Here is a 14354-nt window from a genome sequence, read left to right as displayed (position 1 = left end):
GCAGGATCAACACGAAAACATGATGCTTTAAGGCGAAAAGCAGGCTTTAATGATCTGCTGATTATTCGTTTACCAGCCATTCTTTAAATTCAGAAGCTTTGTTCTTACTGATGTAAATTCTTTCAGGTAAATCTCTGTCTAGGGTAAGGAGTAAACGGCTGTCAAACCATACAGTAATATTTTTGACGGCATTACGGGCAATGATGAATTGCTTATTGGCACGATAAAAATTGGCAGGATTTAAAGTGGAAAAAATATGCTCCAATGTTTTTGGGTAAGGAATAGTGCTTCCATCGGATAACCCGACAACCGTATTTTTATCTGAAGTATAGAAAAATGAAACCTCTTGCAGGTCAACTGGTAATAGTTTGTCTTTATGAGGGATTAAGAGTTTATTTTGATAACGGGGGCCTGACGCCAGTTGGTTGACCCTCGACAAATATTCGACAATATTGCTACGGGATAATTTCCTGAATTTCTGAAGTGCACGGTCTAATTCCTGAGTTTTTATGGGCTTCAGGAGATAGTCTATACTGTTTACTTTAAATGCTTCAATGGCATATTCGTCGTAGGCGGTGGTAAAAATAATAGGGATCTCAATTTCAATATGCTCGAAAATTAAGAAAGCCGAACCGTCGGATAAATGGATATCCATTAAGATCAGATCGGGTAGGGCGGAGCTATTTAACCAGTTAATGGTTTGGCTCACACTTTCTGTATTGCCAATCACCTCTATAGCAGGGTCAATTTCACTTAAAATCTCCACTAAACTCTCGTAAGCAGCTGTTTCGTCCTCAACGATCAGTATTTTCATATGGTTAACCTAATGGTAAATAAACATTAAAAACATTCCCTTTGTTCTCCACCCTGATTTGCTTGTCCATTAATAACTGAAAACGACCTTCAAGATTCTCCAGTCCTGTTCCATTGCTTAATGCCGGACTTAATTTAGGGTAAATGGGGTTGGAAACTACCAGCTCATCCTTTTCATTCATGAAAATACGGATCAGCATCTTATGTTCGCTGTCGATCATATTATGAACCACGATATTATCAAGTAGGGGAAGAATAGAAAGCACGGGAATTTTTTGTGTTAATGCCCTGGGATCAATGTCAATCTGATACTCTAGTTTATTTGCAAAACGAACTTCCATCATATAACGAAAGGCATCTACAAAACTAAGTTCCTCTCCTAAAGTCACCAAACCTTTTTTGTCGCTTTGAAGGATGTATCGAAACACATCAGACAACTTATTTACATAGGTTAATGTTTCTTCATTATTTTTTTTCCGGATCAATGAGGTCAGGCCATTCAGCGAGTTAAAAAAGAAATGCGGATTAATCTGATTTGTCAGGGCATCATAACGACTTTGCAGGTTTTTTATCTTCAGTTCCTCTATTTCCTGTTCTTTTTTTCGTTGTTCGGAATACAAAGTCAGGATATGCCCCATAAGCGTATTTAAAATAGAGACAATAAAGAACTGAAATAGCACCAGGCTACCATAGTGCTTAACTTTTTTATAAACCAGAAAAGAGATGCCACCATAGATGATAAATGCAGCAAAAGAGATGATGGTATTGTATACAAAACGCTTTTTGAAATCAGTCGTTTTAATTTGATGGAGGTTGATTTTGATCAATAAGAACACCAATGTAACCAGGAAGGCATAACGCAATATAACGAAAGCAATGTAGTTTATTTTCCCTGATTCGCCCAGCTTTTCCAAGTCGAATGGAATCCAGGTGAGGTCCGGATACATCACAAAACGGGCAGCAATTAAGCTGATGAAAAGCAACTGGTAATTATTGTATTTTTTTAGCAATTTGTTTTTTATTAAGGGGGATCAAATTGATCTGTATAAAACATTTCGGAGCTATACAAAATTAAGCATTCCAATATAGAATGCTTAATTAACTTTACTCTGACTGAATTCATTAACTATCCTATATAATGAACCACCAGACAAACATCAGGAAAATAGTTTATCCTGACGCTTAGGCAGGAGGCAAAGCGAAAATCATGGGAGTAAAAACGAATAAATGATAAAATTATTTGTACAACACGAGGGAATAGTGAGCCGGGCAGAGCACCGGCATTCGCATGGATGACGATTTCATGAGCAATGGTTTTGTCCATCTTTTTAATTCAATAATCTATTCTTTTCTGAAAAAATGCCTCCTATCTTTCCTGTATTGAAGGTCTGTAATTTTTTAAGAAAGCTCATATGAATAAATTGTTTTTAATGCTGTGTTTAATGGGATTCACATTAATCGCTCAGGCGAAAGAGATTAAAATCTTAAGCCCTGATAAAAAAATAGAATTAACCATCAGCACAAATTTAAGAAACGAAAAGAGATTAAGTTATACCATCGCCTATAAGGGCATTCCTGTTATTGCGAGCTCTCCATTAGGACTTGAATTTGAACATGAAAAACCATTAGCGGAAGATCTTTCCATCCACTCCGTTAAAGAAAAACACAGAAAGGGGACCTGGAAGCCTGTATATGGTGAAAAAGAATTTTATCTGGATCATTACAATGAGGTCAGCATTCAATTTAAAGAAGAGAAATTGCCTTATCGTGTATTTTCGATAACGTCCAGAGTTTATAACGAAGGAGCCGCTTTTAGATATAATATGTTGACTGATAAATTAGTTACTGTTACAAAGGAGCTGACTGGTTTTAAATTTAAAGCAGACTATCCATCCTGGGTTGCTGGGGCTGCGCAATCGAAATATAGAAAGGCGAGCATTAGTCAAACTGGAAATGGTACAGAACGCCCTTATGTAATAGAAATGAATTCGGATTGCTTTGTTGCATTAGGAGAAGCCGCATTGGTAGATCATGCAAGAATGAAATTTAGTCCTGCCCCAAAAGACAGTCTTATGCTACTGACAACTTTGGATGGGAAATCAGTTTACAAGGATAACTTTTCCACACCATGGCGTTATGTGATGATCGCGGAATCTGCAGGAAAATTGTTGGAAAACAATCATTTTATATTGAATCTAAATGAGGCGAATGCTATAAAGGATCATTCCTGGATAAAACCTGGAAAAGTGATTCGTGAGGTAACTTTAACGACAACTGGCGGGAAAGCCTGTATAGATTTTGCTGCCAGACATAATTTGCAATATGTGGAATTTGATGCAGGATGGTATGGCCACGAATATGATGATGCAGCCAGTGCATTGGCGGTAAATGTCGATCCTTCAAGGTCTCCGGGGCCTTTGGCATTACAGGAGGTGATTGCATATGGAAAAAGTAAAGGCGTTGGCATATTGCTCTACGTAAACCAACGGGCTTTATCGAAACAATTAGATACCATACTGCCATTGTTCAAGTCCTGGGGAGTGGTAGGAATGAAATATGGTTTTGTAAATGTAGGCAGCCAAATCAGTACTTCCTGGTTACATGAAGCTGTTCGAAAAGCTGCTGATCATCAGTTAATGGTAGACATTCATGATGAATACCGACCAACTGGTTATTCCAGAACTTATCCGAATTTATTAACTCAGGAGGGCATTAGAGGAGAAGAAGAGCGTCCGGATAACCAACAGGTATTGACCACCATGTTTACCAGAATGATTGCAGGTGCTGGTGATTTTACCAATTGTTATTTTGTACCGAGTGTCTATGAAATGGGCTCTCATGCTTCTCAAATGGCAAAAGCCATCTGTATTTATAGCCCATGGCAGTTCATTTATTGGTACGACCGGCCATTAGGTTCTCCTATCAAAAAGGGAGGAGCCGGAGCATGGGCTTCAGTGATTGAAGAAATTCCGGACCTGAGTTTTTATGATGCTTTGCCAACAGTATGGCATGATACCAAAGTGATCAATGGAAAGATCGGAGCATTTGGAACAATTGCGCGAAGGAGTGGCGAAAACTGGTTTGTGGGTACTTTGACGGATGAGGCCATCAACTTTAAACTACCGCTTGATTTTCTGGAAAAAAAGCAGCAATATGAAGCCACAGTTTATACAGATGATGCTTCATTGGCAAGTCCTACAAAACTTGCCATTAAACGGATGAAAGTAGATGCATCCAGCATCCTGGATATACACTTATTGGAAAAGAATGGGCAAGCCTTCATCATCAGGCCAATTAAATAGTAAAATCCCCGGATAATCCATCCTTTAAGCTAATCGTCTATTGTTAAGAACTCATTAGCAAGGTATTTTTACGGCTGTATATAGTAAAACTTAAGAGTTGGAAACAACTCTTTTTTTGTAGGAATTTTTTATAAAATTTAAATATAAAAGCAGTGGGAATTAAAAAGTGGATGGTTTTGTTGGGCTTTTCTTTAAGTACATACTCAACTTTCAGTCAGCCTAAAATATTATGGAAAATAGGCAAAAGGGACAATACAGCAAATGAATTTGCATTGGCTGCCAATAGTGGTTATACGGCATTTATACAACGTTTCGGAGGCGAAAATTTAAATTATTATATCGGTTATTCCCAGCCTGAAAAGCACTGGTCTTATGTGTTACCCGGACCTTTGGATAGCTGGGCCGGAGGTGGCTATTGGGCTGGTTTTCACCCCCGTCATTTTCCCAGGATATTCTTCAACCTAAACAAAGGAATGGCGAAATCTGACTACCAGCTTCTCATCAATTTTGCTGATGCCAATACCAAAGCTGGAACGGTGCTGATGCTGGATATTAATGGCCACCAACAGGAATTTTCACTAAAAACGGGGAGTGGAAATGGTATTAAGGGTGATTATACGCAGGCCAAAGTACAAAGTATAAAAGTTCCTGTTCCGGCTTCCTGGATTAAGGAAGGTATGAATACCCTCCAGCTTTCTAATGTAAAAGGATCATGGGCAGTATTTGATAACCTGGAATTTTATGGAGCTCAGCAACAAAGTATACGCAAAGCAAGTAATTCCCTGATCCTTTCCGTAGCCCCCGCAAGCTTTGAAGTTTTAAAAGAGGGTAAAAGAGTACAACCTTTGCTGGTGGATATTCAGCAGATTGATCATGATCAGGAGTTGAGAATCACGATCGATGATGTGCTGGTTGCCAGAAGACTTGTGGAAAGCGGACATAGTATTTTGGAAATTCCGATGCCTGCTGTTCATAAAAATAAATCTGCTGTAGTAAAGCTATTGTCAGGTAATCAGCTGATCTATTCACAAAAAATCAATCGCTCTAAACAGCATTTGCAGCAGCCATCAGATTATGTCGATTTGTTAATGGGCACCGGGAATTCCAGATGGATGTTTAAACCGGGACCATCATTACCTTTCAGCATGGTGCAAATGGCGCCGGATAATCAGGATGAAATCTGGAAGGCAGGATATGAATATACTGTCGATAATATTATGGGCTTTAGTCATTTTTCAGACTGGACGATGTCTGGATTATTGCTGATGCCTACCGCAGGTCCCCTGCAGGTAAATCCTGGTACTGAAGAGCAACCGGATCTGGGTTACAGGTCTAGAATTGATAAGAAAACAGAATCGGCAAAAGTCGGAAAATACAGCGTATTTCTAACCGATACGAAAATCAAGGCGGAGATTTCTGCCACCAGACATGCAGCAATTCAGCGCTATACTTTTCCAAAACTGGATACTGCCCGCATTTTAATCGATTTGTTTACTCCGGCAGAATATCCTCAGAATTTGGTTAATGCATTGGTAACCAGGTGTAGCAACCAAAAAATTGAAGGACATGCTACTTATTACAATGCATTTACCGGCTATTCTTTGCAGCAGCAGTATACCATTTATTTTGTGCTGGAATTTGATCAGCCTTTTGAAAGTATGGGTGGATGGGTAAACGAAGGGGTAGCACCTGTGACCGGTTATATCAATGGATGGGATAGAAAGCATGTGTTTAAAACCGAACCACTGATCAGCAATAATATTTCTAATATTAGGGGCAAGGGAGACCTTGGCGTATTTGTGAACTTTAAGACTAAAGCAGGAGCTCAAATACAGGTTCGTTCCGGCGTGTCGCTGGTGGACATCGAAGGTGCCAGAAATAATCTGAACTCTGAGTTAACTAAGCCATTTGGCTGGAATTTTGAAAAGGTAGTAGATAATGCAAGAAACATCTGGAATGAATACCTGGGGAGAGTGGAGATTGAAACGGATGATTACCTGCAAAAGAAAAAGTTCTATACCAATTTGTATCGTGCGATCGGAGCGAAGGCTATCTGGAGTGATGTTGATGGCAGATATGTAGATGAAAAGGAGGAAATTAAAAAACTGGATCGACCGGAAGATGTCATCCTGAGTGGAGAGTATTGGAATACTTTCTGGAACAATCAGCAGCTATTTAACCTGCTTGCTCCGGAAATGTCTTCAAAATGGGCAACTTCGGCCATCTCATTGTATAAAAATAGTGGCTGGTTCAACACAGATCCGGCGGGTATTGAGCATACTGGTGTAATGGTGGCCATGCATTTAGCTTCACAGATCCAAAGTGCCTGGCAGAGTGGAATAAGGGATTTTGATTTCAATCTTGCTTATTCCGGCTTAAAGAAAATGTTAACCACAGCGCCAGAAAAATATGAAGGTGGTGGTACTGTAGGAGTAGAGGACATCATTCCCTATATGAAATATGGTTACATTCCTTCTGGGACAGGTGAGGTATCCAATACAATGGAATATGCCTTTGACGACTGGACCTTATCCCAAATGGCTTTAAGTTTGAACAAAAATGAAGACCATCAATATTTCCTTAAAAGATCGGAAAGTTGGAAAAAACTGATGGATCCGGAGACTGGATTTATCAGGCCTAAAGATAAAGAAGGTAATTGGATCAGCCCATTTGATCCTTTTCATACCCCAGGATTTGTAGAGGGAAATGCCTTTAATTATACCTGGTTTGTTCCTCATGACCCAACCTCGCTGATCAGCATGATGGGGAAGGACAGATTTGTTGAACGATTGAATGGGGCAATGGAGAAATCTGCCATTGCTAATTTTAATGCTGCTGGAGATAATTTTGATTTGTTCCCGGTAAACCATGGCAATCAGCCAACCATGCAGGTTTCTTACCTGTTCAATTGGGCACAAACACCCTGGTTAACTCAGAAATGGGCAAGGGCGCTACAAGAGCAGTATTATGGTACGACGCCTTATGACGCCTACCTGGGAGATGAAGATTTGGGGCAGATGAGTAGTTGGTTTATTATGAGTGCGCTTGGTCTTTTCCAGATGGATGGTGGAACTTCCATCAATCCTACTTATGAAATTGGGAGCCCAAGATATCCTAAAGCAACTATTAAATTAAACCATCAATATAACAGAGGTGCCCAATTTGTGATAGAAGCAAAGTATGCCTCTAAAAACAATAAATACATACAATCTGCAAGTCTGAATGGTAAAGCCCTGGAAAGTTTTAGAATTCCTCAATCGGAATTACTGAAAGGCGGTAAACTGGTGCTGACGATGGGAGCCCAGCCCAATAAGCAATGGGGATTAAAGCCTTAAACACAGCATGATGAAGATGTTATTTGGATTTCTTTTTGTGCAGTTGATTGGCCTCTCCGTCATTGCCCAGGTGCCATATTATAAGAATAACTGGAGTAAAGCGCCTGTTAAAATCCCTGGAGATGTATCTGTTGATGCACCATTAATGGGAAATGGATCGGTTACCATGACTTTAGGATATCAGGGAAACCAGTTGTCTTTTTACCTGGCTCGTAACGACTTTTGGCGTTTGAGATCAAAAGCTGATGGATTATCTGGTCCCAGGTTAGCCGGTATTCTGGAATTAAAACTGAAGGGTTTTGAGCATGCAAATTTTACTGCGGAGCAATTACTGAGTAATGGCAGGACCAGCAGTTTTTTAAAGAATGGCGATCAGGTTTTAGCGGTTAAATCCTGGGTGTCTGCCACAAGTGATCAGGTTTTTATAGAGCTGAAAGCCATAGAAAAAGCGCTGAGTGTTTCGATTGGGCTCACTGCTCCGCAAAACAGCATGGCCAAACTAAGTACAGGTAAGGCTGCTGAAATTCTTTGGTTGAACCGTGCTTTTAGCGACAGTGTCGATATTTCTACTTCAGTTGCAGTAGCAGTAAAGGTTTTGAATGCAAGGAACACAAAACTGTTGCTTAGTCCGGGGAAACCGGTCATTATTGCGATAGCCGTAAAAAGTAATTTTAACGAAAAATTACCTTTGAAATCAGTATTGGATCAGATGAAACATATCAATACTGCTTCGATCAGCAAAAGTTCAGCAGCACACGACAAGTGGTGGAAAGGATATTGGAATAAATCTTCAGTAAACGTTCCTGATACTGTGTTGATGAAAGCCTATTATCAAGGATTATATACGATGGCTGCATGTAGCAGAGATGTTAAATTTCCACCAGGGATATTTGGCTGGACAACTACAGACTCGCCAGCATGGAATGGTGATTATCACCTGAATTATAATTTTCAAGCCCCTTTTTATGGCTTGGTTTCGGGCAATCGTTTAGAGCAGGCTAAACCTCATGATGCCCCACTTTTGGATTTTATGGCCAGAGGGGAGTGGTATGCAAAAAATGTGAGCCTAACCCGGGGGATCTTATATCCGGTTGGAATTGGACCACTAGGGATTGAGGTAACAAAAGATTTTATAAAATACGACAATGGGCAGGATTTTGAACAAGGAGGTTTGTTCTTCGGACAGCGTTCAAATGCGGCTTATGGACTGTTGAATATGGCGCAATATTGGCGCAGTACCTATGATATGAATTATGGGAGGGAAATTTATCCCTATGCACTTGCCGTTGCCAGCTATTGGGAAGATTACCTTAAGTTTGAAGATGGCAGATATGTCATCTATGGGGATGCAATTCATGAGGGATCAGGAAAGGATAAAAATCCAGTGCTATCTATTGGTTTGATTCGGAATGCTTTGAACCTGATGATGGATTTAAGTAATTCCTTAAAACGAGATACGGACAGACAGGAGAAATGGCAGCATATCCTGGACCATCTCAGTGATTATTCCTTTCAGATAAAAAATGGAAAAAAGGTCTTTCGTTATACAGAAGAAGGGATTGACTGGTGGCCTGGAAATGGTTTGGGGATTCAACAGATTTATCCTGGTAATGCAATTACATTGGATAGTAAAGCGGAATTATTATCAGTTTCAAGAAATACCATTGCTTTGATGCAGAGATGGAATGATTCCAATACCAGCAATAGTTTTTTTATGGCTGCGATTCGGGTAGGGTATGATCCAGAAATCGTTACAAATGAACTCCATAAATATGCATTGAGGACTTATCCAAATGGTTTCCAGTTGAACAATCCACATGGGATTGAAAATAGCTGCACTGTTCAAAATGCCTTAAATGAAATGCTATGTATGAGTGTTGGGAATGTAATCCGCTTGTTCAATATCCCGAAGGATCAGGATGCAAGTTTTAAGAATATCCGGGCATGGGGAGCTTTTCTTGTTTCCGCACGATTGAAAAATGGGTTGATCTCTGATGTTGAAATTAAAAGTGAGCAAGGAAAACCATGTACCATCATTAACCCATGGAAGGATCAAAAAGTGGTGCTGATCAGAAACGGAAAAAAAGCAGAGATTTTGAAAGGAAACAGGATTTCATTTCCTACTGAAAAACAGGAGACTATCGAATTAAAACAATTGTAAAATTTCAATTCAAGATAAATTCCCTGTTTTTACAAGATCAATACTCCCATAGGCATTTAGACTTGTCTTGAAAGAGTAACACACACAAATCCTAATTAAATTTAAATGAAGAAACACTTTTTACTTTTTCTGTTGCTCATTGCTGCTCAGGTATTGCTTGCGCAAAAAAAAACGCATTCAGTTTATACACCTGATAATGGTAATGGAACTTTCAAAAACCCTTTGATGTGGGGAGACTGGCCTGATCCGGATATCATTCGGGTAGATGATTACTTTTATTTTGTTTCCACCAGCATGCACTATGTGCCAGGGAGCCCCGTAGCCAGATCCAGGGATTTGGTGAACTGGGAAATGCTGAGCTATGCAGTGCCTAGATACGAGGAAGATTCAAGATATGATATGAAGGGGGGAAATGCCTATTTAAAAGGTTCATGGGCCAACACCATTCGTCATCACAATGGAACGTTCTATGTGGGGTTCTGTACACCAAATACTTCCAGAACTGAACCAGGGCATTTTTCCATTTGTACCGCCAAAGACCCGAAGGGCCCATGGAAAAGAACCATTTTTAAAGAGTACATGTATGATCCGGGATTGTTCTTTGATGACGATGGCAAAGTATATGTGGCCCATGGGCAGGAACGGTTGTTCATTACAGAGTTGAATGCTGATGCTTTATCAGTGAAAACTCCTCAAAGGGAAGTTTACAACAATCGTGCATTTCCATATCTGGAAGGTTCGCATATGTATAAAGTGAATGGGAAATATTACATGATGGGTTCTACAGGGGGTACTACCGGCCGACAAATTTGTTTAAGGTCGGATCATATTTATGGACCGTATGAAGCTAAGGAGGTGATCAACGACGATCATACTTATCCTGGTAATGGTTTGCATCAGGGTGGGATGGTTCAATTGAAGGACGGCAGTTGGTGGTTCATCATCATGCAAGACCGTGGTCCAATTGGCCGCGTTCCAAACCTGGAACCAGTAAGCTGGGTGGATGGCTGGCCAATGTTGGGAGAGAAAGGAAAAGGAGTAGAAACTTTTAAAAAACCAGATGTAGGAAAAACTTATCCAATTCTGGTTCCGGCAACATCTGACGAATTTAACACTGCCGAACTGGGCTTGCAATGGCAATGGAACCATAACCCGGATGATAAGAACTGGTCTCTTACCGAGCGTAAAGGTCATTTACGTTTGAAAGCAGGTAAAGCAGCAAAGCTTTCAGAAGCGAGAAATACGCTAACACAGAGGGTTCAGGGGCCCTTCTCAAGTGGCACAGTTGAAATAGATGTGGCTGCCTTAAAAGATGGAAATATTGCAGGTTTTGGTATTTTCCAATTTCCCTATGCTTTTGTTGCAGTTCAACAGAAGGAGGGGCAAAAATCCATTGTCATGGTAAATGATGATAAAACCATTACTTCCATTCCCTTTAAAGGAAATCAGCTATGGGTCAAAGCAAGTGTTACCCATATCGGATTTACGGCCTCTTTTGCCTACAGCTTAGATGGAAAGAAATTCCAGGAAATTGGGAACAAGTTAAATATGGCATTGGGACTGGATTGGACAGCCAATCGCTTTGCTTTATTTAATTATAGCAGGGAGGAATCAGGGAACTCTGGCTATGCGGACTTTAATTGGTTCCACTTTGATCACAAATAATATGCTGGAGATCATAGGAGCCTATAAACATTTACCACATTTGGGAAGAGGTAACTGAAAATATTATTGGTTAAATAAATTATCTATCTCATTAGAAAAATACATGCGTACCATCCATTGCACTTCTTTTTTTATCTGCTGCTTATTATTGATACAAACAAAACTACTGGCTGTCAATCCCAAGCAGAGCCGCCAAAAACTTAATTTTAACAGCAACTGGGCTTTTCATTCTGGTGATGTCAATCATGGGGAAGCCATAGGTTTTAATGATCGTTTCTGGGAAGCAATAACGATTCCTCATGTGATGCGGCTGGAGAAAAAACACAATGGAGGAGGAGCCATTTATCAGGGGGTTGGTTGGTACAGAAGGTATTTTAAACTGCCGGAATCTCTTCAAGATAAACGTCTTACTATTCATTTTGAAGGTGTACAGATGAATTGTGAGGTATATCTGAATGGAACGAAATTAACCAGTCATTATGGAGGATACATGGGCTTTTCTGTAGACATCAGTCAGCAGGTGAAATTTGGCCAGGACAATGTACTTGCGCTAAAAGTGACAAATGTAGATGACCCATTAACTCCTCCAGGAAAACCGATGCAGAAATTGGATTTCAATTACTATGGAGGAATTTACCGAAATGTATCCTTACTTGCAACCGAAAAAATTTATGTATCAGATGCACTCGAAGCCAATAAAGTGGCTGGTGGTGGCTTGCTGATCAATTACACACAGGTAGATAAGCAACAAGCTACACTTCATGTTCAAAGCCATATTGTGAATGGGTCTGATAAAATTGCTACAGTAAAATTACTGAGCATTTTAAAAGATAAAAATCATCAGGAAGTGGCTAGAGTGACGGTTCAAAATAAGATTAATGCTCATGGAGAGTATACTTTTCAACAGGAGATGAAAATTTCTAATCCTAAATTATGGCATCCTGAGCACCCTTATCTTTATCATCTGGAAAGTCTGGTCTATCAATCAGGGATACTGACCGATCGGGTAGTTACAAATACGGGAATTCGGTCGATTGCTTTTAAATCTGCTACAGGAAAAGCCGATGGTTTTTACCTCAATGGAGAGAAGTTATATTTGAGAGGCGCGAACAGACATCAGGCTTATCAATATGTAGGCGATGCTGCCAGTGATGGTATGCAAAGGAGAGATGTTAAACTACTCAAGGCAGGAGGGTTTAATTCAGTTAGAGCCGCTCATTACCCGGCCTCGCCGGCCTTTTTGGATGCCTGCGACGAATTAGGTTTATTGGTAATTCAATGCCAGCCAGGATGGCAGTTTTACAATCGGGATCCGGTTTTTGTGAACCGTTCCTTCCAGGACATCAGAGAAATAGTTCGCAGAGACCGGAATCGCCCTTCGGTTTTTTTATGGGAAACTTCTTTAAATGAATCCCCAACTCCCGCAAGCTGGATGAAAGATGCAGTGGCAATTGCACACCAGGAAATGCCAGGAAATGCCAGGAAACCAATTTTACACTGCCGACGATATGAACAGTCGTAGTAAAGACACTTATGATGTGTTGTATAAAGTGGTGAATCCTGATGGAACTGACCCTATGCCGAATAGTCCATCGTTTACCAGAGAGTGGGGGGATGCCTGGTTTTCTGATGCAAGTAAAGAAAACAGCTTAAGAGCATCCCGGATCTATTCTGCAAAGGGGATGATCAACCAGGCGCGATTACGACAAAATGCACTGAATGGTGAAACCAGTGAAGAAAAAGGTGGGTATTGGGACCATGCAGGTCTGGATGCAAACCCTAGAATGGGTGGTTATTTCTTATGGAGCTTTAACGATTATACACGAGGTTCTGATGCTATTACAGCCTTTAGCGGTGTAGTAGATATAGATCGATATCCAAAGTTTGGATATTACCAAATGCAATCCATGCAAAGACCCAATAAAAGCAATCCTGGAATGGTCTTTATAGCCAGTTATAACAACCGCCCGGATTTAGATTCAAACATCATGGTATTTTCTAATTGTGATGCGGTAAAGCTATATCGCAATGGTCGGTTTGTGCAAGAAATCACAAGAGAAGCACAGGCAAAAACAGCGCCTCATATTTTTTCAAAAGGGGGAAGTCCCTATTATATTTTTCGTTTAGGCGGTTATCAGTTCGGGACACTCAAAGCAGAAGGTTTGATCAATGGAAAAGTTGTGGCAGTTCATCAGGTGCAGAGTCCTGAAAAAGCTGCGCGCCTGGCAATTGAATTGGGAGATCAGGGGATTCCAGCTGTTGCCGATGGCTCGGAAATGATTTCTGTGTACCTAAAAGTACTGGATAAGAAGGGAACATTAATCGCCAATAAAATGGGATTGGAGTATTTTGATATGGAACTGGAAGTCAGTGGAGAGGGGAGTTTGATCGGAGCTCCGGGTACACAGGTGCTGCGCACTGAAGGCGGTTTGGCTTATGCATTGATTCGTACTTCTAAAAAAGCAGGTAAGATCACGATCACCGCAAAGGCTAAAAATTTAAAATCTGCAAGCTTAAGTTTTAACACCCTGCCTTCAACAGCTATTTTTGTACCTGATGGTAAACATGCAGTCTGGAGCAATACCAATGTACAGGCTCCGTCAACCAAAGCACTTATTGCTACTGCTGGAATTGTTGCCCCTCAGAAACTGGACCTAAAGAATGCCCTGATTTCTATCATGGACGATCCCTCAGAACTGGTCAGCCAAGTGATTGACGACAATTTAAATACAGTATGGCAGACAAAAAACACGGCTTTCCCCATCGTTTTGATGATTGATTTAAAACAAGCATATCCACTTTCTGATTATCAGATTTTCTGGGGAAAAGACAGTGATTGGTATACGCATTCGATCATGGTTTCTGAAGACCAGCTGAATTGGATTTCTCAAATTGAAAATAGCGAAATTTCTGGTCAGGATTATGGACTGAAGAAACTAAAGTCCTCCAAAGTCCGGTATTTGAAATTGATCATTTCAGCTATCAGACCAGAGAAAAGTAGGGTAGCGATCAGAGATATGCTATTGTATACAAAACCCAATAAACCTTAACACAACATAAAAAATTAACAACAGGTGC

8 protein-coding genes are annotated in these 14354 nt (G+C 40.3%); 6 read left to right on the top strand and 2 right to left on the bottom strand.

Features of this window, described 5'->3' with window-relative positions; genetic code table 11:
• Positions 1 to 61 precede the first annotated feature (61 nt).
• A complete protein-coding gene (locus R2Q94_RS18445) occupies positions 62 to 814 on the bottom strand; it encodes a LytTR family DNA-binding domain-containing protein (RefSeq protein ID WP_316822953.1) in 753 nt (250 codons plus the stop codon).
• A 4-nt stretch (positions 815 to 818) separates the two neighbouring features.
• On the bottom strand, positions 819 to 1823 hold the full coding sequence (locus tag R2Q94_RS18440; protein ID WP_316822952.1) for a sensor histidine kinase: 1005 nt from the start codon (positions 1821 to 1823) through the stop codon (positions 819 to 821).
• Positions 1824 to 2255: 432 nt separating this feature from the next.
• Between R2Q94_RS18440 and R2Q94_RS18435 the strand changes: the two genes are divergently transcribed.
• From R2Q94_RS18435 to R2Q94_RS18410, 6 genes are all read left to right on the top strand, one after another.
• Positions 2256 to 4115, top strand: coding sequence for a glycoside hydrolase family 97 protein (locus tag R2Q94_RS18435; protein WP_316822951.1), 1860 nt, complete (start codon positions 2256 to 2258; stop codon positions 4113 to 4115).
• Positions 4116 to 4267: 152 nt separating this feature from the next.
• A complete protein-coding gene (locus tag R2Q94_RS18430) occupies positions 4268 to 7450 on the top strand; it encodes a GH92 family glycosyl hydrolase (RefSeq protein ID WP_316822949.1) in 3183 nt (1060 codons plus the stop codon).
• 10 nt (positions 7451 to 7460) lie between these two features.
• Positions 7461 to 9611, top strand: a complete 2151-nt coding sequence (locus tag R2Q94_RS18425; RefSeq protein ID WP_316822948.1) for a glycosyl hydrolase family 95 catalytic domain-containing protein — start codon at positions 7461 to 7463, stop codon at positions 9609 to 9611.
• 105 nt (positions 9612 to 9716) lie between these two features.
• Positions 9717 to 11276, top strand: a complete 1560-nt coding sequence (locus tag R2Q94_RS18420; RefSeq protein WP_316822947.1) for a glycoside hydrolase 43 family protein — start codon at positions 9717 to 9719, stop codon at positions 11274 to 11276.
• A 148-nt stretch (positions 11277 to 11424) separates the two neighbouring features.
• Positions 11425 to 12798: a glycoside hydrolase family 2 protein gene (locus tag R2Q94_RS18415; protein WP_316822946.1), complete on the top strand. Its 1374-nt coding sequence runs from the start codon at positions 11425 to 11427 to the stop codon at positions 12796 to 12798.
• Positions 12785 to 14326 (top strand): discoidin domain-containing protein, encoded by a 1542-nt coding sequence (locus R2Q94_RS18410; RefSeq protein WP_316822945.1) that lies wholly within the window; start codon positions 12785 to 12787, stop codon positions 14324 to 14326. Before R2Q94_RS18415 ends, R2Q94_RS18410 begins: the two co-directional genes overlap by 14 nt.
• Positions 14327 to 14354: the final 28 nt, after the last annotated feature.

Origin of the sequence: Pedobacter gandavensis, assembly GCF_032678465.1 — a bacterium.
GTDB lineage: Bacteria > Bacteroidota > Bacteroidia > Sphingobacteriales > Sphingobacteriaceae > Pedobacter > Pedobacter gandavensis_B.
The sequence above is the reverse complement of the archived record's forward strand: the minus strand, read 5'-3'. Positions and strand labels throughout refer to the sequence as shown.